At 66.6% G+C, this 19,635-nt stretch carries 17 protein-coding genes and 1 pseudogene; 7 read left to right on the top strand and 11 right to left on the bottom strand.

The window, feature by feature from the left end:
- Position 1 precedes the first annotated feature (1 nt).
- Both BS38_RS0119015 and BS38_RS0119010 read left to right on the top strand, forming a co-directional pair.
- Positions 2 to 319, top strand: a complete 318-nt coding sequence (locus tag BS38_RS0119015; protein ID WP_028272240.1) for a putative quinol monooxygenase — start codon at positions 2 to 4, stop codon at positions 317 to 319.
- 59 nt (positions 320 to 378) lie between these two features.
- Positions 379 to 672 (top strand): DUF503 domain-containing protein, encoded by a 294-nt coding sequence (locus BS38_RS0119010; RefSeq protein ID WP_028272239.1) that lies wholly within the window; start codon positions 379 to 381, stop codon positions 670 to 672.
- Between the two features lie 97 nt (positions 673 to 769).
- Here BS38_RS0119010 and purL read toward each other — a convergent pair whose 3' ends face one another.
- The 3 genes from purL to purS are packed head-to-tail and all read right to left on the bottom strand — an operon-like array spanning position 770 to position 4,123.
- Positions 770 to 3,088, bottom strand: coding sequence for a phosphoribosylformylglycinamidine synthase subunit PurL (gene purL / locus BS38_RS25685; RefSeq protein WP_043439278.1), 2,319 nt, complete (start codon positions 3,086 to 3,088; stop codon positions 770 to 772).
- Positions 3,085 to 3,870: a phosphoribosylformylglycinamidine synthase subunit PurQ gene (gene purQ, locus BS38_RS0119000; RefSeq protein WP_028272238.1), complete on the bottom strand. Its 786-nt coding sequence runs from the start codon at positions 3,868 to 3,870 to the stop codon at positions 3,085 to 3,087. Before purQ ends, purL begins: the two co-directional genes overlap by 4 nt.
- 1 nt (position 3,871) lies before the next feature.
- The gene (gene purS / locus BS38_RS0118995) at positions 3,872 to 4,123 is read right to left on the bottom strand and encodes a phosphoribosylformylglycinamidine synthase subunit PurS (protein WP_011690410.1); all 252 of its coding nucleotides are present in this window, start codon (positions 4,121 to 4,123) and stop codon (positions 3,872 to 3,874) included.
- A gap of 280 nt (positions 4,124 to 4,403) precedes the next feature.
- Between purS and BS38_RS0118990 the strand changes: the two genes are divergently transcribed.
- A complete protein-coding gene (locus BS38_RS0118990; protein ID WP_028272237.1) occupies positions 4,404 to 4,589 on the top strand; it encodes a hypothetical protein in 186 nt (61 codons plus the stop codon).
- A gap of 287 nt (positions 4,590 to 4,876) precedes the next feature.
- Complete coding sequence (locus BS38_RS0118985) at positions 4,877 to 8,014, top strand: S8 family serine peptidase (RefSeq protein WP_028272236.1); 3,138 nt, start codon at positions 4,877 to 4,879, stop codon at positions 8,012 to 8,014.
- An 87-nt stretch (positions 8,015 to 8,101) separates the two neighbouring features.
- Here the strand turns inward: BS38_RS0118985 and BS38_RS0118980 are convergent, their stop codons facing one another.
- The 3 genes from BS38_RS0118980 to BS38_RS0118970 are packed head-to-tail and all read right to left on the bottom strand — an operon-like array spanning position 8,102 to position 9,979.
- Positions 8,102 to 8,482 (bottom strand): hypothetical protein, encoded by a 381-nt coding sequence (locus BS38_RS0118980; RefSeq protein WP_028272235.1) that lies wholly within the window; start codon positions 8,480 to 8,482, stop codon positions 8,102 to 8,104.
- Positions 8,479 to 9,423, bottom strand: a complete 945-nt coding sequence (locus BS38_RS0118975; RefSeq protein ID WP_197024987.1) for a 3-methyladenine DNA glycosylase — start codon at positions 9,421 to 9,423, stop codon at positions 8,479 to 8,481. Before BS38_RS0118975 ends, BS38_RS0118980 begins: the two co-directional genes overlap by 4 nt.
- Positions 9,424 to 9,427: 4 nt before the next feature.
- A complete protein-coding gene (locus tag BS38_RS0118970) occupies positions 9,428 to 9,979 on the bottom strand; it encodes an SSI family serine proteinase inhibitor (RefSeq protein WP_028272233.1) in 552 nt (183 codons plus the stop codon).
- A gap of 279 nt (positions 9,980 to 10,258) precedes the next feature.
- Between BS38_RS0118970 and BS38_RS0118965 the strand changes: the two genes are divergently transcribed.
- Positions 10,259 to 13,279 carry a S8 family serine peptidase gene (locus BS38_RS0118965; protein ID WP_028272232.1) on the top strand — a complete coding sequence of 1,007 codons (3,021 nt, stop codon included), beginning with the start codon at positions 10,259 to 10,261 and terminating at the stop codon, positions 13,277 to 13,279.
- 41 nt (positions 13,280 to 13,320) lie between these two features.
- Here the strand turns inward: BS38_RS0118965 and BS38_RS25680 are convergent, their stop codons facing one another.
- Positions 13,321 to 13,851, bottom strand: a complete 531-nt coding sequence (locus BS38_RS25680; protein ID WP_051629026.1) for a MarR family winged helix-turn-helix transcriptional regulator — start codon at positions 13,849 to 13,851, stop codon at positions 13,321 to 13,323.
- 78 nt (positions 13,852 to 13,929) lie between these two features.
- On the opposite strand from BS38_RS25680, the gene BS38_RS0118955 reads away from it, so the two are divergent.
- Together BS38_RS0118955 and BS38_RS0118950 are read left to right on the top strand one after the other, a co-directional pair.
- Positions 13,930 to 14,157 carry a hypothetical protein gene (locus BS38_RS0118955; protein ID WP_028272231.1) on the top strand — a complete coding sequence of 76 codons (228 nt, stop codon included), beginning with the start codon at positions 13,930 to 13,932 and terminating at the stop codon, positions 14,155 to 14,157.
- Positions 14,158 to 14,350: 193 nt separating this feature from the next.
- On the top strand, positions 14,351 to 14,533 hold the full coding sequence (locus tag BS38_RS0118950; RefSeq protein ID WP_156037185.1) for a hypothetical protein: 183 nt from the start codon (positions 14,351 to 14,353) through the stop codon (positions 14,531 to 14,533).
- Between the two features lie 138 nt (positions 14,534 to 14,671).
- Here BS38_RS0118950 and BS38_RS0118945 read toward each other — a convergent pair whose 3' ends face one another.
- The 4 genes and pseudogenes from BS38_RS0118945 to BS38_RS0118930 all read right to left on the bottom strand — a co-directional run.
- The gene (locus tag BS38_RS0118945) at positions 14,672 to 16,030 is read right to left on the bottom strand and encodes an aspartate kinase (RefSeq protein ID WP_028272229.1); all 1,359 of its coding nucleotides are present in this window, start codon (positions 16,028 to 16,030) and stop codon (positions 14,672 to 14,674) included.
- Positions 16,031 to 16,164: 134 nt separating this feature from the next.
- On the bottom strand, positions 16,165 to 16,752 hold the full coding sequence (locus tag BS38_RS26545; RefSeq protein ID WP_028272228.1) for a GNAT family N-acetyltransferase: 588 nt from the start codon (positions 16,750 to 16,752) through the stop codon (positions 16,165 to 16,167).
- Positions 16,753 to 16,773: 21 nt separating this feature from the next.
- The gene (gene recR / locus BS38_RS0118935; protein WP_028272227.1) at positions 16,774 to 17,373 is read right to left on the bottom strand and encodes a recombination mediator RecR; all 600 of its coding nucleotides are present in this window, start codon (positions 17,371 to 17,373) and stop codon (positions 16,774 to 16,776) included.
- A gap of 60 nt (positions 17,374 to 17,433) precedes the next feature.
- A pseudogene (locus BS38_RS0118930) lies at positions 17,434 to 19,635 on the bottom strand (DNA polymerase III subunit gamma and tau); the annotation flags it as partial.

Genomic DNA, 19,635 nt, shown 5'->3' with positions numbered 1-19,635 from the left:
AGTGATCTTTATTGTCGTCAAGTTCAAGGTCAAGCCCGACTGGTCGGAGAAGTGGCTGGGCCTGGTGGAGGACTTCACCCAGGCGACGCGGCAGGAGCCGGGAAACCTGTGGTTCGACTGGTCCCGCAGCGTGGATGACCCCAACGAGTTCGTCCTCGTGGAAGCCTTCAAGGACGACGCCGCGGGCGACCACGTCAACAGCGCACACTTCCAGAAGGCCATGGCGGACATGCCGCAGGCCCTCGCGGAAACGCCCCGGATCATCAGCCGCCAGCTCGACGGCGACGGCTGGGACCGGATGGGCGAACTCACCATCTGACGTCATCGACTGCTTGCGAGGCGAGGGTGCCGGTGGGGAGCAATGGATAGGCTTATGGCATGTGGATCGGATGGATCGAATTCGATATTCTCCTGGGCGACGTTCACAGCCTCAAAGAGAAGCGTTCCGTGGTGCGTCCCCTGCTGGCGGAGCTGAAGCGGCGCTTCGAGGTATCCGTTGCCGAGGTGGGTGACCACGAACAGTACCGGCGGACGCAGCTGGGAGCGGGCCTGGTGGCAGCAGACCGCGCGCACCTCGTGGAGGTGCTTACCGCCGTCGAACGCTTCGTGGCCTTCCGCCCGGAACTCGAACTCCTCAGCGCCCGCCAGCGGGAGCTCCGCAGCGACGACTGACCAGCCCTTAAGCGCGAACGGACACTTGAGGCCCTGGAACAAGGGGCCTCAAGTGTCCGTTCGCGCTTAGCCGTTCGCGCTTAGTGGTGCAGCGGGATTAGTCGAAGTACTTCGGCAGCGTGGCCTCGTGGGCTTCGCGGAGGGCGGCGAGGGACAGGGTGTCCACGCCGTTGATCTCCAGCTGACCGCTGGCTGCGTCCACCACGCCGATGCGGGTGTGGGCGAAGCCGCGGGCGGTGCACATGTCCGTGAAGCGGACTTCCTCGGAACGCGGCACACCAACAACCGCGCGGCCCTGCGTCTCGGAGAACAGCGCCGTGAACAGGTCCACGCCGTCGCGGTCCATGACGTCCTGCAGTGCAATCCGCGCACCCACGCCGTAGCGCAGCGAGGACTCCACCAGGGCTGCCGCGAGGCCGCCTTCGGAGAGGTCGTGGGCGGAGTCCACCATGCCGTCACGGGAGGCGTTGATCAGGATCTCACCCAGCGCGCGTTCGGCGGCGAGGTCAACCTTGGGCGGCAGGCCGCCGAGGTGGCCGCGCATGTTCGCCCATTCGGATCCGTCCAGTTCTGCCGCGGTGGTACCCAGCAGGTAGATGGCCTGGCCGTCCTCGCGCCAGCCCGACGGCGTGCGGCGGGCGACGTCGTCGAGCTTGCCCAGCACTGCCACCACAGGGGAGGGGTGGATCGGCGTGGTGCCGGTCTGGTTGTACAGCGAGACGTTGCCGCCGGTGACCGGGATGCCCAGCACCATGCAGGCGTCGGACAGGCCGCGGATGGCCTCGGCGAGCTGCCACATGACATCCGGGTCCTCGGGGGAGCCGAAGTTCAGGCAGTCGCTGACGGCCATCGGAACGGCGCCGGAGGTGGCGACGTTGCGGTAGGCCTCAGCCAGGGCGAGCTGTGCGCCGTGGTACGGATCGAGGTAGGTGTAGCGGCCGTTGGCGTCGGTGGCCAGGGCCACGCCCAGTCCGGTTTCCTCGTCCACGCGGACCACCCCGGCGTCGTCCGGGAACGCCAGCGCGGTGTTGCCGCCGACGTAGCGGTCGTACTGGTTAGTGATCCAGTCCTTGCTGCACATGTTCGGCGAGGCAATGAGCTCGGTCACGGCTGCGGCCAGTTCCGCGGGGGCGGCGGGCCGGCCGGCGTCCTGGACCGATCCGGTGAACGGGTCGGCCTGGACGGAGTCCTGCCATTCAGGGCGTGCGTACGGACGGTCGTAGACCGGGCCGTCGTGGGCAACGGTGCGCGGGTCGACGTCGACAATGACTTCGCCTTCCCACGTGATGATCAGGCGGCCGGTGTCGGTCACCTCGCCCAGCCAGGAGTACTCCACGGCCCACTTGTCCATGACCGCTTCGAAGGCGGCGATGTTCTCGGGAGTCACCACGGCCATCATGCGTTCCTGCGACTCGGACATCAGGATCTCGCCCGGGGTCAGCGTGGGGTCGCGGAGCAGGACCGAGGTCAGCTCGACCTGCATGCCGCCGTCGCCGTTGGAGGCGAGCTCGGACGTGGCGCAGGAGATGCCGGCGGCGCCGAGGTCCTGGATGCCCTCAACGAGGGAACCCTTGAACAGCTCCAGGCAGCACTCGATCAGGACCTTCTCGGCGAAGGGGTCGCCCACCTGGACGGCCGGCCGCTTGGAGGGCTTGGTGTCATCGAAGGACTCCGAGGCCAGCACCGAAGCGCCGCCAATGCCGTCGCCGCCGGTGCGGGCACCGAACAGCACCACCTTGTTGCCCTTGCCGGAGGCGTTGGCCAAGCGGATATCCTCGTGGCGCATGACGCCGACAGCCAGCGCGTTGACCAGCGGGTTGCCCTGGTACACGGAATCGAAGACCATTTCGCCGCCGATGTTCGGCAGGCCCAGAGAGTTGCCGTAGCCGCCGATACCGGCGACGGCACCGTGCATCACGCGGGCGGTGTCCGGGTGGTCGATGGCACCGAAGCGCAGCGGATCCATCACGGCCACCGGGCGGGCGCCCATGGAGATGATGTCGCGGACGATGCCGCCGATGCCGGTGGCGGCACCCTGGTAGGGCTCCACGAACGACGGCGAGTTGTGGGACTCGATCTTGAACGTCACGGCCCAGCCGTCGCCCAGGTTGGTGACGCCGGCGTTTTCGCCGATGCCCACCAGCATGTCCTTCTTCATCTCGTCGGTCACCTTTTCGCCGAACTGGCGCAGGTGGTTCTTCGAGGACTTGTAGGAGCAGTGCTCGCTCCACATCACGGAGTACATTGCGAGCTCGGCGCCGGTGGGGCGGCGGCCCAGTACCTTGACAACCTCGTCGAACTCGTTCTGCTTCAGGCCCAGCTCGGCCCAGGGGAGTTCGGTGTCCGGGGTCTTGGCAGCGTTCTCGACCGTGTCGATGTTGAACTTCCTGCCAACGGTTTCAGCTGAGGTACTCACTTGGCGCCTCCCACAATCTTGTTCAATACGGAGGTGAAGAAACCGAGGCCGTCGGTGTCGGACCCGCCGACCCCGTCGAGGGATGAGGGGCCGAAACCGGCCTCCACGGCGTGCTCCGGGTGCGGCATAAGGCCCACCACGTTGCCCGCGGCGTTGGAGATGCCCGCGATGTCGCGGCGTGAGCCGTTCGGGTTGAAGCCCACGTAGCGGAATACCACGCGGCCTTCGGCCTCCAGGGCATCCAGGACCTTCTCGTCCGCGATGTACTGGCCGTCCTGGTTCTTCAGGGGAACGGTGATTTCCTGGCCGGCCTCGTAGTCGAGCGTCCACGCAGTGTTGCTGTTTTCAACCCGCAGGACCTGGTCACGGCACATGAACTTCAGGTGGTCGTTCTTGATCATGGAACCGGGCAGCAGGTGCGATTCGGTCAGGATCTGGAAGCCGTTGCAGATGCCCAGCACGGGCAGCTTGGCGTCGGAGTTGGCCGCGTCGATGATCTTGGACATCAGCGGCGCAAAGCGGGCAATGGCGCCGGCGCGGAGGTAGTCTCCGTAGGAGAATCCACCGGGAATCACGACGGCGTCGACGTCGCCCAGCGCGCTGTCCGCGTGCCAGAGCGGCACTGCGGTGCCGCCGGCCAGCCGGACTGCACGGGCGGCGTCGCGGTCATCCAGGGTGCCGGGGAAGGTGACGACGCCGATCTTCGCACCGGTGAGCTTGCGAACACCGGAATCGTGCGCGGCGACGGCGATTGCCTCGCCGATCAGGGGGAGTTCAGTCATCTCAGGCCTCGACGACCTCGACGTTGACGACATCCTCGATGACGGGGTTCGACAGCAGGGTTTCTGCGGCGTTCCGGGCCTGGGCCAGGATTTCCTCGGTCACCTCGCCGTCGACAGTGAGTTCAAAGCGCTTGCCCTGGCGGACAGAGCTAAAGGCAGTGAAGCCCAGCCGCGGGAGTGCACCCACGATGGCCTTCCCCTGCGGGTCCAGAATCTCGGGCTTGGGCATGACGTCGACGACGATCCGGGGCATCCGGTAACTCCTGTGCGTGAGCGTTGGGTAAGGGCGCAGCGGAGTGATGCCGTCTCACGCCGGTCTGCTGCTGTATTCACAGCCACTGCGGACTCCAAACATAAGACCAGCGGCATCAGAACAGCGGGGAACGAGCGCTCCGCGAGCTTGCCTGCCCATTCTACCGGGCGCAATGCGTCAAGCCGCATTCGGCCGTGGACTGTGAAATGCGGCACTCGCCGGAGCGTGAAGAACGACGCCGGCTCTGGTGGTGCGCTGATGCGCTCAGTAGGATTGCGGCATGGCTCAGAAACCCAGATCCGTCCTTCTTCCGGTCATGGCCGCGGCAGTGTTCGCAGGCCTGGGCCGAATGGTCATCCAGAAGATCAAGGCCGATCGCGCGGCCCGCGAAACAAACGTCGCCGGCCCCATCGACGAGAAGACACGCGAGTGGATCAGTGAGGTTGTCAGGACTCCGCGCCAGTAAGGCCCGCTTCCCGAAGTCTTGAACTGAACTTCTGAACTGAATATTTGACGTGAACTGAGGGCGGTTTCCATCGCGGAAACCGCCCTCAGCCATGCCCGGGGCAAGCCTCGAGATGACAAAAGCAAAACGATACTTGTGTCCTATGTCATATCCGGCTCTCACTCTGTACTGTTTGACTCGGCTGGTCTCGCCGGATGACAGGAACTGTCGATCCGGCTGCCATTTCCCAGCTGACCGAGTCCGGCCGCGCCGCCGGACCCGTACCTCATGAAAGGTTTCAGTCGCTCGTGAAATCACACAGAATAAGCCTTGTCCGGGGCGGGGGACTCCGGAAGGCTGCAGCGTTGGCTGTTGGCCTCCCGCTGCTGCTCTCCTCCGTTGCAGTGGGTCCCGCTACCGCGGCGCCCGCCGAACCCAGCGGGGTTGAACAGGCAAAAAACGTCAACCCGACAGATTACAAGGACGGCCGCTACATCGTCGTCCTGGCTGAGAAAGCCGCGGCCGCCTACGAGGGCGGAACGGACGGCATCGCGGCAACTAAACCGCAACAGGGCCGCAAGCTGGATGCCGGGAGCCAGAACTACAAAGCGTACGACGCACACCTCCGCAAGGCCCAGCGTGACGTCGCGTCCAAGCAGGGCGTCACCCCGTCCAAGCAGTTCACTGGTGCGCTCAACGGCTTCGTCGCTGAGCTCACTGCGCTGCAGGCAACCGAACTTGCCAAGGACGCCAATGTGCTCCTGGTGGCTCCGGATGTGGAGAACGCCCCGGACTACACCACCACTGACTTCCTGAAGCTCACGGGCAGCGAGGGCGCCTGGGCGAAGCAGTTCGGCGGCGAAGCCGGTGCCGGCAAGGGCGTGGTGGTCGGCGTGATCGACTCCGGCTACGCCCCGGATAATCCTTTCCTGCAGGGGGATGCGGTGCAGCCGCTCAAGGGCAAGGCCGAGGTGGGCGTCCCCTATCTCACGGCGAATGGCACGATCGCCATGCTCAAGTCGGACGGCACCACCTTTGAAGGCGAATGTCAGAAGGGCATCGAATCGGGGGCCTCGTTTGACGGCACGCTCTGCAACTCCAAGGTGGTCGGCGCCCGCTACTTCGCCGACTCCTTCCGTCAGTACGTGACGCCCGAACACCGGGCCCCGGAGGAACTGATCTCCCCGGTGGACGTTGGCAGCCACGGCACGCATACGGCCACCACCGCTGCCGGCAACGCCAACGTGGAACAGGTCATCGACGGCGCCAGCTTCGGCAAGAGCTCCGGCGTTGCCCCGGCCGCGAAAGTCTCCGTCTACAAGGTCTGCTGGGAAGACGATAATCCCGCAACGGGCGGCTGCTACTCGTCCGCCTCGGTCGAAGCTGTTGACGCGGCCATCAAGGACGGGGTGGACGTCCTGAACTACTCCATCTCCGGAAACACCAACAGCACTTCGGATCCCGTTGCGCTGGCCTTCCTGAACGCCGCCGCCGCCGGTGTATTCGTTTCGGCCTCGGCCGGCAACTCCGGCCCCACCGTTTCCACCGTGAACCACGCCTCGCCGTGGCTGACCACCGTCGCAGCCTCCACCTTCCCCAGCGATCTGCTGGGCACGGTCAAGGTATCCGATGGCAGCATGTACCGCGGTGCGTCCATCATGAAGACCGAAGTCAAGGACGCCGGCGTGGTGGTTGCCGCCGACGCTGCGGCACCGGATGCGCCAACGGCCGCGAACCTGTGCGGCCCGGGAACCCTGGACGCCGCCAAGGTCAGCGGCAAGGTCGTCGTCTGTGACCGCGGCGTCGTGGACCGCACGGCCAAGAGCCTCGAGATCCAGGCAAAGGGCGGCGTGGGCATGATCCTGGTCAACCTGTCCTCCAGCTCCGAAGATGCAGACAACCATGTACTGCCCACCGTCCACGTCAACGCCCCCAAGAGCCTGGAACTCAAATCCAAGCTTGCCGCCAATCCAGCGCTGACGGTGAGCCTCCTCAAAGGTGACCTCACCGGCCAGCCGCTCTCCCCGGCGCCCCAGGTGGCAGGATTCTCCTCCCGGGGACCCAGCCTGGCCTCCGGCGGCGACCTCCTGAAGCCGGACATTTCGGCTCCCGGCGTGAACGTCCTTGCGGGCGTTTCCACCATCGGCAACAACGGCGCGCAGTTCGGCTTTATGTCCGGTACCTCCATGGCTGCCCCGCACATCGCCGGCTTCGGAGCCCTGGTGCTCAGCAAGCAGCCCAAATGGTCGCCTGCCACGGTCAAGTCCGCGATGATGACCACCGCCTACCCGCTGGTCAACGCCGACGGCACTCCCAACCGGAACCCGTTCGAAGGCGGCGCCGGACATATTGACGCCACCCGCGTCCTGGACCCGGGACTCGTGTACAACTCGGACATCAAGCAGTGGCTGGCCTTCCTGAACGGCCAGGGCGTGGCGACCGGTGCACCCCAGGCCGGCACCATTGCCGCGCGCGACCTCAACCTGCCCTCCATTGCACTGGGCAGCCTCGTGGGCGAGATCCAGGTCAAGCGCCAGATCACAGCTCTGGTGCCGGGAACCTACCGGCCCGTGGTGGACATGCCCGGCGTCAGCGTCCACGTGGAGCCGCAGATGCTGAACTTCGCCAAGGCAGGGCAGACCCGCGAGGTCACCCTCACCATCAAGAACGTCAGCGCGCCGGTGGGCAAGTTCACCACGGGCACCCTGACGTGGAAGGGCCCGCGCACGGTCAGCTCGCCTATTGCGGTCCGTCCGGTGGACGCGCAGATCGCACCGTCATTCGCGTTCAGCTCGGCCACCGGCACCGGCAGCGGAACCCTGGACCTGGTTTCCGGCTCGGACGCCCCCATCGCGGTGGGAGTCGAAGGGCTTGCGCCCCTGGCCGAGACGGCCATCACCAAGACGCCCGGCGCCTACGCGGCCAAGAACGACGAGCACAACGCACTCGTCAAGGTGGACGTTCCCGCCGGCGCCACCTTCGCCCGGCTGGGCATCCAGGCCGGAACGGACGACGTCGACTGGGACATGGTGGTCTACGCACCCAACGGAAGCGGCGGACTTGTGGCAACCCAGGTAGCAACGGCGTCCGCCAGCGAGTTCCTGGATCTTGAATCGCCGCGTGCAGGCACCTACTACATCGTGGCGAACCTCTACTCCACCCCGGACAACGGACCCGCTTCCGCGGTCGTCCAGGCGGTTTCGTTCCCCGGAAAGCCGGAGACGAAGCTCGCTGTCAACCCGAATCCAATCGTTGCCCCCAACGGCACAGCCACCACGGCGACAGCCAGCTGGACCGGCCTGGAATCGGGATCCTACCTGGGACGCCTGAGCCTGGGCGGAAACGGGATCAAGACGTGGGTCAACGTCAAGGTGGGTGCCGCAGCGGTGTCCAACCCTGCCGGAGCTCCGGCGATCACTGCCGCTGACGCCGTTCCGGGGTCCTAATCCCGAACACCCACTGTAAGCAGCAGTAAGGAACGTCCCGGCAGCCGCGAGGCTCCCGGGACGTTCCTGTGTGGTGCGCCTGTTCGCTCAGACCTGGCCGGTGGATCCGGGTGTGCCGCCGAAGAGCGGCGCGAGGGACCGCCAGCGCGCAATTTCGCACCCGTCGGTCAGGCTGAAGTGACTGTTGACCGGGCGGCCATGGAACATCCCCGTCACCACGGCAACCTGCGGGCCGCCGTACTGCTGGGTGCAGAGCATGTCGGCCCGCCGCGGCGTGAAGAAGGCTTCCTCACCAAAACGTTCGACGGCGGCAATCGCCGCCGCAGGGTCCGGTACCGTTGAGCCGGTGGCCGCAGTGTCCGGCACCGTTCCCCGGCGCACCACCAGGCGGAACTCATGCGCCGGCGCGCCCGGAGCCTCGGTCAGCCGGACCGTGAGGTCCACGTCCGGGTCCGCGCCGGCCGTCATCCGCCGTCCCCAATCCGGTCGAGCAGCGGCGCCAGGGCGTCCAGCAACCGGCCGCGCAGTTCCTGCGCCTCGGCGGAGAATCCCCGCTGGTATTCAACGTACTCCGCCTTGCCGGCGGCGGTTTCAATCGGAATGGGCGGGTAGCCCCACTCTTCCAGGTCGTAGGGGGAGGCCTGCATATCCATGGCGCGGACCCGCCACGACAGTTCAAAGCAGTCCATCACGAGGTCACTGGGCAGGGCAGGCGCCAGTTTGTAGGCCCACTTGTAGAGGTCCATGTTGGCGTGCAGGCAGCCGGGCTGCTCCATGGACCGCTGGTTGTCGCGGCTCGGAGTGAGTTCGTTCAGGGGTGTGGCGTCGGGCGTGTAGAAGCGGAAGGCATCAAAGTGGGAGCACCGGATCCTGTTCTCCTCCACCACCTGGTCGGTGCCTGCTGCCCCGAGGCGCAGCTTCAGGTATTCGTGGCGCAGCTCGAACTTGTCCTGGCGGTACACCATCGCCCACTCGTGCAGGCCGAAGCAGCCAAACTGGGCGGGCCGCAACGCGGTGCCGCGCAGGATGATCCCGGCGAACTCCAACGCTTCCCGGCGCTCGGCCAGGAACAAGGCGAGGTCAACGGTCGCGGCCGTGGTCCCGGCCGGCAGGCCTGCGGCGGCAAGGCCGCCGTCGTCGAGCATTTTGTAGTATTTCCAGCCGGAGCGGGCGGCGGCTTCCGGCCCGGTCAGGACGACGCCGGCGCCCGGGTGCCAGCGCAGGAGCTGGCCGGGTTTCTGGGTGTAGTAGGTGAAGAGGAAATCCTCAACAGGGTGTTTCTTGCCCGCCGAACGGCGGGCAAGGTAGGGGTCGGCATAGCGCTTGACCCGGGTCTGATGGGCTTCTTCGAGGTGCTGCCAGGCGTCCGCCGGCAGCGCCTTCTGCCGGCCGTGCTTCAGAATCTGCATCAGCCTAGGAAACTCCTCCTGCGGAGCCCAGGATGTCCTTGGCCGCATTCCACAGGCCGATTTCGCAGCCGTCCCTGCGGGCGAAGGATGAATCCACCGGGGACCCGTCAACGATCCCGGTGACAGTGGCCTCCTGCGGGCCGCCATATTGCTGGGTGCAGGCTTGGTCGGTGCCGCGGGGAGCGGGGCTCAGGACAGCCGGGTTGTCCTTCAACGCGGTGCAGGCCGCGGCGGCTGAGGGGTGGCTGCTTTCGTCGGTCGGAACGCCGTCTTTACATACGAGTGTGTAGTTCAGTGCGGCTTCCGATTCCGACGGCTTGACCATGATGGCGAGCTCGGCGTCCCCCTTGCCCGGCCCTGACGTGGCGGCCGCCGACGACGGCGGGGGAGAGGGTGCCGGGACCGTTGTTTCGGTGTCCGGTGACGGCGTGGCTGTGGGGCTGGCAATGCTGGAGGTGGCCGAGGGGGAAGGTGTCGGGCCGCCACCGCCCGGCGAGCAGGCAGCGAGACCGGCGACGGATACCAGAACGAGCGCGTGAATCCATGCCTTACGCATTACCGGTCCTCCTCATTTTGGTCCATTCTATCGCCGCAGCCCCACGATGAACCCTGCCGTTCGGCCCGGCCGCCGCGGTGTGCCCCCGGCCCAGGCGCACCGTGGGGGCCGGGAGATTAAATCTGTCCCGAACATCTCGATTCCGCGGCCCCACTCCGGTATGTTTCTCACATCACTGGATGTATGGCCTCACGCCCACGTTTCGCCAACGTGGACGGATGCATCCGGGAGGTGGGACCGGCTATGCCCCCGGTCCGGCAACCTAGGAGGCCGTACATCATGACTCACCCGCCTGTGGACTCCCGCCTTCAAACCAGAAAACCGGCCATGCGCCTTGGCGCCGCCGTCGCGTTGGGAATCGCACTCATGTTCGGCCAGGGGCTGGCGGCGCCAGTGCGGGCGGCCGCGGACCCTGTGGCGGAAGACACGCCGTCACTGGAGGCCGGCCGCTACATCGTGATGCTGAAGGACAAACCCCTGGCTGCCTACACGGGCGGCATCGAAGGCATCCCCGGGACGGCAGCGTCCAACGGCAGAAGGCTCGATGCCGGCAGCGCTGAGTCCCAGCGCTACTCGGCACACCTGGAGTCAGAGCAAGGCAGGCTGGCCGCGGAGGAGGGCGTGGCCATCGACGACAGCTACACACTTGCGGTGAACGGCTTCAGTGCGGAGCTGTCCGCAGAGCAGGCCAGCGCACTCAGCAAGGACGGAAGCGTCCTTGCTGTCGTTAAAGACAGCCTGAATAAAATTGACTACTCCAGCACCGAGTTCCTGGGCCTGCCCGGACCTGACGGGCTCTGGGCGCAACAGTTTGCCGGCGCAGCCAACGCCGGCAAGGGAACTGTCGTGGGTGTCCTGGATACGGGCTACACCCCGGGCAATCCGTTCTTTGCCGGCGAACAGGTGAAGCCGCTGGCCGGAGCGCCCCAAGTGGGCGAACCCTACCTGTCGCCCACAAACCAGATCACCATGCTGAAAGCGGACGGCAGCAATTTCGCGGGCGTCTGCGAGGCGGGCATCCAATTCGCCGGAACAGAGTGCAACAGCAAGGTTATCGGCGCCCGGTACTACGATGAGGCCTTCAAGGCTGGCGTACCGCCGGGGCTGCGCTCGCCGAAGGAAACGTTCTCGCCACTGGACATCAACAACCACGGCTCACACACCGCCAGCACCGCCGCGGGTAACACCGATGTCAGCCAGGCTGTGGGCGGCCGGGACTTCGGCAAGGGTTCGGGCGTTGCCCCGGGCGCAAAGCTCGCCATCTACAAGATCTGCTGGGAGGGTGCCAGCCCTGCAACTACCGGCTGCTTTGCCTCCAGCGCAGTCGAGGCCATTGAGGATGCGATCAGGGACGGCGTCGATGTCCTGAGCTACTCCATCTCCGGCACCAACAACTCCGCTGCGGACCCGGTGTCCATTGCCTTCCTGAACGCCGCAGCGGCCGGGATCTTCGTGGCCGCGTCGGCCGGCAATTCCGGACCGACGGCCGGCACCGTCAACCATGCCGCTCCTTGGATTACCAGCGTGGCTGCCTCAACCCACAGCAGCAGCCTCCGCGGCACAGTGGAACTGTCCAGCGGAGAGAAGTTCGCGGGCGCCAGCATCATGGCCACTGAGGTTGCGGATGCGCCGATCGCGCTCGCGGTGACGGTGAAGGCCGCCGGTGCCCTCGACGCCAATGCCGCACTGTGCGCGCCCGGCACGCTGGACCCGGCCAAGACAACCGGGAAGATCGTAGTCTGCGACCGCGGCGTGGTGGACCGGACGGCCAAGAGCATGACCGTGGCCCAGGCCGGCGGCGTCGGCATGGTCCTGGTCAACCTGACAACCAACTCCCTGGACGTGGACCTGCACAGCGTTCCCACGGTCCACCTCGACGATCCCGCCATCAAGGAGGCGGTAGGGGCGGACGCGACGTTGACGGCCAGCCTGGTGTCCACCGACACCACGGGCCTTGACCCGCCGCCGGTCCCGCAGATCGCCGGGTTCTCCTCCCGCGGGCCCACCCTTGCGGCCAGCAGCGACCTCTTGAAGCCGGACATTGCAGCTCCCGGCGTGGGCGTCCTTGCTGCTGTCTCGCCGGCCGGTTCCAACGGGCAGAACTTCGGTTTCCTGTCCGGAACGTCCATGGCAGCGCCGCATATTGCCGGTCTCGGGGCGCTGTTGCTGGGCAAGAACCCCCTGTGGTCCCCGGCGACGGTCAAATCAGCGATGATGACCACGGCCTACGATATGGTGGATGCCGAGGGATCTCCCGTCCACGACGTCTTTGCCCAGGGTGCCGGACAGATCGATCCGGCCCGGATGGCAACGCCGGGGCTGGTGTACGACGCGGGCCCCAGCGACTGGCTCGGTTTCCTGCAGGGCCAGGGCTATCAGCTGGGCGTTGCTCCGGTGGCCGCCAAGGACGTCAACCTGCCCTCCATTGCGATCGGCGGGCTCACGGGCACGCAAACCGTGACGCGGACAGTGACCGCGCTATCGGCCGGAAGCTACAGTGCGGAAGTCGACGTCCCCGGGATCACGGCTGAGGTCACCCCGGACGTGCTGACCCTGGCCGAAGGAGAAAAAGCCACCTTCACGGTGCAGTTCACGAATTCCGGCGCCGCCCTGGACACCTTTGTTGGCGGATCGCTGACCTGGACCTCGGATGAAGCCACTGTCCGTGCGCCGGTGGCAATCCGTTCAGTGACCGCCGTTGCGCCGGCGGTGGTTAATGCCGCTTCCGCCGGCGGCACGGGCAGCATCGTCATTCCGGTGACGTCCGGCAGCCCCGAGCCGATCGACGTCACCGTTAAGGGGCTCGCCAAGGCAAACTCAACGGCGATCAGCCTGGTTCCCGGGCCGTACACCGGGGTCAAGGATGCCGCGAACGACGTGCAGATCGTCACCGTTGCGGCAGGTTCCTCCCTGGCCAAGTTTGCGGTGACCTCCGCCAACCCGGCAGCGGACTTCGATTTGTACGTGGTTTCCCCGGCCGGGCTCCTGTATCCGGGGGCCACGCCAGCTGCCAACGAGGCAGTCACCATCACGGATCCCGTGGCGGGCGACTGGAAGGTGACCACCAACCTGTTCGCCAGCCCCGGCGGCGCGGCGACGGCAGCTTCGGTTGAGGTGATGGTCCTTGGCGGAGACGCGGGAAACCTGACGGTGAGCCCCAACCCCCTCAGCATTGAAAACGGCACCACCGGTGAGCTCACTGCCAGTTGGGCTGGACTGGCGGCGGGCAACTGGGTGGGCCTGATCAAGTACGGAACGGGGCCCACAACGCAGCTGAACGTCGGCGTAACAGCGCAGTGATTGCCAGCCGCACTGCCTTCCTGGCTGCGGGCAGGGCGGGGCTAGGCCCCGCCGGTATCCCCGTCCGCGACCAGATCGGCTGCGTCCGGTTCGCCTGCATCCCGTTCGGCTGCGTCCCTGGTGGCGGCGATCAGATCCATCATCGCCTGGTGTAGTGCGCCTACCTGGTCGCGGGTCAGGCCAAGGCGTTCCATCATGGTGCCGGGAACCGCCGTCGCCCGCTGCCGGAGCGCGGCGCCGCTCGGTGTCAGCCCCACTGCCAGTGCGCGCTCGTTGCCGGCAGCCCGGCCGCGGGTGATGTAGCCGGCTGCTTCGAGGCGGCGCAACAGCGGCGATATGGTGGCCGGTTCCTGGGCCAGCGCATCGCTGATGTCCCGCACCGTGCGGGGGCTGGATTCCCACAGGCACAGCATCACCAGGTACTGCGGGTGGGTCAGTCCCAAGGTGTCCAGGACCGGCTTGTACGCGCCCACGACGCTACGGGACGCCACCGTGAGGGCGAAGCAGAGCTGGTGTTCCAGCAGGAGGTCTTCGTCAGAGGCTTCGATGGCTTCGGCCGAGCGCTGGTTCATCGGCGTCCTCTCAATCGTTAGTGGGCTAATCATTAGCGTACACTGGATTGGACTCGACCGTTCTGAAGGGAACCCGCAATGGCTAACAAGGAAAACGCCTCCCAAAGGTTCATGCGCGCCACCGGCAAGCTCCGTGCCATCTTCGGGCCGGCCAACCGCAGTGCCCTCGGCCATGAGATGACCGACGAGAACAAAGCCCTGCTTTTGCGCCGGGAAGCGGAGTCCCAGCAGTGGGAAACGATCCGCAGGCCGGACGGCAGCACGTACGTGGTGCCCAGGAATCCGGAGGACAAGTCCCTTCGCTAGTCTGCGAACCGCGCTAGTCTGCGAACCGCGCTAGTCTGCGAACCGGGGTGCCGCACAGTGGCGTGCGGGCCGGGGCCTTTTTCTGTCCCCGGGCGTAAAATATGGGCACAGATACCAACCGGCCAATGCATCACTGCTTGACCCGAGCAAGGGAAAGGGGGTGGGAATTGTGGCAAAGGCGATACAGCGCTTTATGAGGAAGACTGACAAGCTGCGGTTCTTCTTTGGACCCGCCACACGCGGTGATCCAACAGTCCCCGTTGTTCACAGGCACGACGACTTTGAGGCTGCTTCCGAAGAGGACCTGGCCCATTTCGAGGTAGAGACAGACTCTGAGGGACACCACTACGCAGTCCGCAAGGAAGACATCACTTAGCCCCCTTGCGGCGCAACGGAACTGCGACCCCGTTGTGCAGCACACCAACGCCAAAAGGAACGGCACCGCGGGATTTCCGCGGTGCCGTTCCTTTTTGGCGTACTTCAGTGCTGGTCCTGGGACCGGGGCGGGCCTGCCTTAGCGGCCGGTGCCGCCGTAGACCGTTGCTTCGTCTTCGCTGTCCAGGTCGAATGCCTTGTGGATGGCCCGGACTGCATCATCCAGCAGGTCGGCGTGCGTCACCACGGAGATGCGGATTTCCGACGTCGAGATCATGTTGATGTTGATGCCGGCATCGGAAAGCGCCTTGAAGAACGTGGCGGAGACGCCGGGGTGGGAACGCATGCCGGCGCCGATCAGCGAAAGCTTGCCGATCTTTTCGTTGTACTCGATGCTTTCGAAGCCGATTTCCGGCTGGGCGGCACGGAGGGCGGCGAGGGCGTCGGCGCCTTCCACGATGGGGAGCGTGAAGGAAATGTCCGTCCGGCCCGTGCCATGCGTGGAGACGTTCTGGACGATCATGTCGATGTTGGAGTGTGCGTCGGCGATCACCTGGAAAATCGCGGCGGCCTTGCCCGGGATGTCCGGGACGCCCACCACGGTGACCTTGGCTTCGGAACGGTCGTGTGCAACGCCGGAAATGATTGGCTGCTCCAAGGCAACTCCCTCTTGAGTCTTGATCTTGTCGTCGGCTCCGGGCATGACCCAGGTGCCTTCGTTCTGGCTGAATGACGAACGAACGTGCAAGGGCACGCCGAATCGCCGCGCGTATTCCACGCAACGCAGGTGCAGGATCTTGGCGCCGGAAGCTGCCAGCTCCAGCATTTCTTCGCTGGAAATGCGGTCGATCTTCTGGGCGGAGGGCACAACGCGGGGATCCGCCGTGTAGATGCCGTCCACGTCCGTGTAGATCTCGCAAACATCAGCGTCCAGGGCTGCGGCCAGCGCCACGGCGGTGGTATCGGATCCGCCGCGTCCCAGGGTGGTGATCTCGTTGGTGGTGCGGCTCATTCCCTGGAAACCGGCAACGATGGCGATGTGGCCTTTGTCCAGGGCGGTGCGGATGCGGTGCGGGTCGACGTCGATGATGCGCGCCTTGCCGTGGATGCCGTCGGTGATCATGCCGGCCTGCGAGCCCGTGAACGACTGGGCGGAGGCGCCGAGCTTGTTGATGGCCATGGCCACCAGGGCCATCGAAATGCGCTCACCGGCGGAGAGGAGCATGTCCATTTCACGTGCGGGCGCAGCATCGGTGACCTGTGCGGCGAGGTCCAGCAGTTCGTCGGTGGTGTCACCCATGGCCGAGACCACCACGACGACTTCATTGCCGGCCCGTTGTGCGTCGACGACGCGCTTGGCAACCCGTTTGATGCCGTCAGCGTCGGAAACCGATGAGCCGCCGAACTTTTGCACGATGAGCTGCTTGGTGCGGGCGGTAGCGACAGGCAGCACGCCGGGCTGGTTCTCGGTTTTCACTTCGGTAGTGGGCATACTCATGCGCGCACCCTCACTGCATCAAATCGGGGTTCCGGGGCCAAGCAACCAAAAACGGCGCGACGGCGTAACTGATGTGCCCAGTTTATCGCCGGGAATAGCGCCGCGCTGAATTGTGACCGCATGGTGGCCTCCCGCTAGTCATCTTCAACGAGGTGCCACGCCGTACGGTCAAGACGGTAGCGCCACGAGGCCAGACCCTTGCCATGGGTATCCTGGGCGGCGGTGAAGTAGTGATCCTGGACGAAGCCGAGGCCTTCCAGGAGGCGCCGCGAAGCAGTATTCGGTTCGTAGACGCCGGCGTAGATGGCGTTCGTTCCTCGCCTGGTGAAGAGCCAGCGGACCAGAGCCCCGGCGGCTTCGCTGCCGTACCCCTTGCCGTGGTGGTCCGGGTGGATGAGGTAGCCGAGGCTGGCAAAGTCCGCAGGAATGCCGCCGGGCAGAGGCGGCTCGGCTGTGTTCCATGTGCGGGCGTCGCCGATCACCGTGCCGGTCGAGCGGAGCACCACCGCCCAGGCGTAGTGGAACCAATCGGCCGTGGAGCGTTCAGCACGGACCAGGAGTTCAGCGAGGAGCCGGTCCGTCTGCCCCGCCGTCAGAGGATGGTGCGACAAATAGCGGACCGCGCCGGGATGACCCCGGAATCCTCGGAGCGCGGCGGCGTCGGCTTCCGCCACGAGGCGCAGTTCCAGGCGTTCAGTGACGATGGCGGGAAACAGTTCCATGGTGTGCCGTCGCTATCCGGATCAACTCAGGGCGTTGCGGCGGCCCTCGAAGGCGCGCCCCAGGGTGACCTCATCGGCGTATTCCAAGTCTCCGCCCACCGGCAGGCCCGAGGCGAGCCTGGTGACAGTGATGCCGATCGACTTCAGCATCCTGGCCAGGTAGGTGGCGGTGGCCTCGCCCTCGAGATTGGGGTCGGTGGCGATGATGATTTCCTGGATGGCGCCGTCGTTCAACCGGGTAAGGAGTTCCCGGATGCGCAGCTGCTCCGGACCGACTCCGGCGATGGGGTTAATCGCTCCGCCCAAGACGTGGTACCGGCCCCGGAAGGAACGTGTGCGCTCGACAGCCAGGACGTCCTTGGACTCCTCCACAACGCAGATGACCGACGGATCCCGGCGCGGGTCGCGGCAGATGTTGCACAATTCCTGCTCCGTGACGTTGCCGCAGACCGTGCAGAACTTCACCCGTTCCTTCACCGTGGTGATGGCCTCGACGAGCCGCTTCATGTCCTGCGGGTCCGCCTCGAGGATATGGAAAGCTAGCCGCTGGGCGGATTTGGGCCCCACGCCGGGGAGCCGGCCCAGTTCGTCGATCAGCTCTTGAACTGCACCTTCGTACACAATGTCCTCGTTCGTTTGACTCGTTTGTTGGAAGGATTCCCGGATATCCCGGGTGGCAGTCTAGAAGCGGGGCGCGATCGGGCTGCCGTCCAACGACCGCTCCTCCACCAGTTTTCCGCCCAGAATACGCTCGACGGCGGCGCGGCCAAACACGCTTGATTCCTCGATTGTTTCGTCGTCCGGGCTGGGCGTGTCCTGGACATAGGTCTTGACCGCCTCGGCCTGCCGCGCAGGGGCATTGGCCCGGCCGGCTTCGGCCTCGGGGCTGTTGGACAGCCGCTGGTACAGGCTTTGCTTCACCGCGCCGGGCGCGGTTGCGGGGGCCGGGGCAGCCTGGGCGGGGGCGGACGCGTAAGACGACGGCGCAGCCGCGGGCGCGATGCTCCGGACATCCGGGCCGGCAATTGCTGTCGACGGGTCAGTGGCCGGGGCCGGAACATACTGCGCCGAGGTTGCCCAGCCTGCACCGGGGGAACTGTTCGCACCAGCGAGTGCACCCACCGGCTGCCGGATTTCGGCCGGGTGCGGGGAGTCGTCCGGTTGGCGGGTCGAAGCGTCGTCAGGCATCCCGGCGGGCCGGGGGAACTGGGCCGTGGCCGGCTCGTATCGGGGCGCCTGGGGTTCCGGAACCACGGGCATGCCGGCGCGGTCCGGATCTTCCACGGACTTGCCGACGTTCGACTCGGCACCCACGGTCCAGACGCCCGGAGCCTCTTCCTTCGCACGGGACCATGGATCGTCGTTCGACAGTTCGGCTGCGGCACGTGAAGAGTCTGCGGCACTTGAGCGCCCGGAAGGCTGTTCGCTGGAGTTCCCGCTATTCGTGCGTGCACGTTCCGGTGCGCCGGGAGAGGTCCTGCGGGACTGCGCCGGAGCGGACTGCGCCGGACCTGGTTGCGCCGGAGCGGACGGAGCCCAGTCCATGGGCGGCTCCTCGTCCAGCGGCGGAGCGTCTTCGTCCAGGGGCGGGCCCCAGTCGTCGTCGGGGTAGCTGTAGGAACCGGACGCGTCATCTTGAGGCCGCGGTGCCGGGGGGACCTGCACGGACTCACGCTCGTTGGCAGCGTTGGCAGCGTTGGCGGCGTTGGCGGCGTTGGTCACGGTGGCGGCGTTGGTCACGGTGGCGGCGTTGGCAGCGCTGGCGGCGTTGACCGCGTCGGCAGGTTCGGCTGCGGCGGCGGCACGGGCCGGAGGTGTGTCCGCGACCTGACCGCCGGCAGGCGTGGCGGCCGGGCGCTGAACCGCAGGGCTTACCGCGGGTCCGGCGGCCGGCGCGGCGGGCGCCGGGGCAAGACCCCAGGCAACGTCGGCGGACGTTGCCGGAGCTTGCTGGCTGAGTGCCGGAGCTTCCGGGCTAGCGGGTGCTTTTGGGTTTGGCTCAGAGCTCGCTGAGCTGCTGGCGCCGCCGGCCACTGCATTGATCTGGCAGTCGATCCCCACGGTCTTGTGGATTGCCTGCCGAAGGTTTTCCGAATGGTCGGCCCGGCCGAAGGCCCCGGCCAGTCCGGACGTGGTGAAGGCCAGGGTGAGCACTTGGCCGTCGAACTGGCTCACCTGGGCGTTGGGTTCCACAAGGGCCCAGGTGCTGCGCTTGATTTTGCTCAGGGTCTGCAGGACATCAGGCCAGGCGCGGCGCAGTACCTCGACGTCGCCGGCGGGACCTGGGGCTGCAGGATTGCCTGCCGCGGCCGGCTGGGCCGCTTCGGACTTCAGGGGTGTGCGCTCGGCCGCTGCCGGTTCAGCCGGTGTTGGCGTTGCGGGCGTAGAAGCCGCAGCAGCCGCAGGCGGGACCTGCTGAGCGGCGGAGCGGGAGGGAACCTGGCCGGCCGTGCCCCGATTTGCCGCGGAGGGCTCGTCAACGGGCCAGTCGGTGGTGGAAACCCGCGGCGGAGTGATGGTTTCGCGCGCGGGCGCCTCGCTTCGTCCGGTGGCGGGTTCCGCCACGGGGCTGGTGGCCTGAACGGGCGGTGCCTGAACCGGCGGTGCCTGAACCGGCGGTGCCTGAACCGGCGGTGCCTGAACCGGCGGTGCCTGAACCGGCGGTGCCTGAACCGGCGGTGACTGGACGGGCGGGGCCTGAACGGGCGCGGGCTGTACTGGCGCGGCCGGAGCGGGTTCCGGTGCGGCGGCGGGCGCTGGGGAAGCTGCAGGCCCAGCGGAAGCCGCCGGGGCGGCAACAGGTGCCGCTGCAGGTGCTGCCGGCTGTGGTGCGGCCGGCTGTGGCGCGGCCGACGCCGAAGCGGCGGCGGGAGCACCGACGTC

The organism is Arthrobacter sp. UNC362MFTsu5.1 (assembly GCF_000685965.1).
GTDB lineage: Bacteria > Actinomycetota > Actinomycetes > Actinomycetales > Micrococcaceae > Arthrobacter.
This window is presented reverse-complemented; position numbering and strand designations above follow the sequence as displayed.

Excerpts from the sequence above, each read along its gene's own strand:
- BS38_RS0118990 (WP_028272237.1), top strand. The coding sequence starts at position 4,404 with ATGGCTCAGAAACCCAGATCCGTCCTTCTTCCGGTCATGGCCGCGGCA.
- purS (WP_011690410.1), bottom strand. The coding sequence starts at position 4,123 with ATGCCCCGGATCGTCGTCGACGTCATGCCCAAGCCCGAGATTCTGGAC.
- BS38_RS0118980 (WP_028272235.1), bottom strand. The coding sequence starts at position 8,482 with ATGACGGCCGGCGCGGACCCGGACGTGGACCTCACGGTCCGGCTGACC.
- BS38_RS0118975 (WP_197024987.1), bottom strand. The coding sequence starts at position 9,423 with ATGCAGATTCTGAAGCACGGCCGGCAGAAGGCGCTGCCGGCGGACGCC.
- BS38_RS0118945 (WP_028272229.1), bottom strand. The coding sequence starts at position 16,030 with ATGAGTATGCCCACTACCGAAGTGAAAACCGAGAACCAGCCCGGCGTG.
- BS38_RS0119010 (WP_028272239.1), top strand. The coding sequence starts at position 379 with ATGTGGATCGGATGGATCGAATTCGATATTCTCCTGGGCGACGTTCAC.
- purQ (WP_028272238.1), bottom strand. The coding sequence starts at position 3,870 with ATGACTGAACTCCCCCTGATCGGCGAGGCAATCGCCGTCGCCGCGCAC.
- BS38_RS25680 (WP_051629026.1), bottom strand. The coding sequence starts at position 13,851 with ATGAACCAGCGCTCGGCCGAAGCCATCGAAGCCTCTGACGAAGACCTC.
- BS38_RS0118955 (WP_028272231.1), top strand. The coding sequence starts at position 13,930 with ATGGCTAACAAGGAAAACGCCTCCCAAAGGTTCATGCGCGCCACCGGC.
- BS38_RS0118965 (WP_028272232.1), top strand. The coding sequence starts at position 10,259 with ATGACTCACCCGCCTGTGGACTCCCGCCTTCAAACCAGAAAACCGGCC.
- BS38_RS0118950 (WP_156037185.1), top strand. The coding sequence starts at position 14,351 with ATGAGGAAGACTGACAAGCTGCGGTTCTTCTTTGGACCCGCCACACGC.
- BS38_RS0118970 (WP_028272233.1), bottom strand. The coding sequence starts at position 9,979 with ATGCGTAAGGCATGGATTCACGCGCTCGTTCTGGTATCCGTCGCCGGT.
- BS38_RS26545 (WP_028272228.1), bottom strand. The coding sequence starts at position 16,752 with ATGGAACTGTTTCCCGCCATCGTCACTGAACGCCTGGAACTGCGCCTC.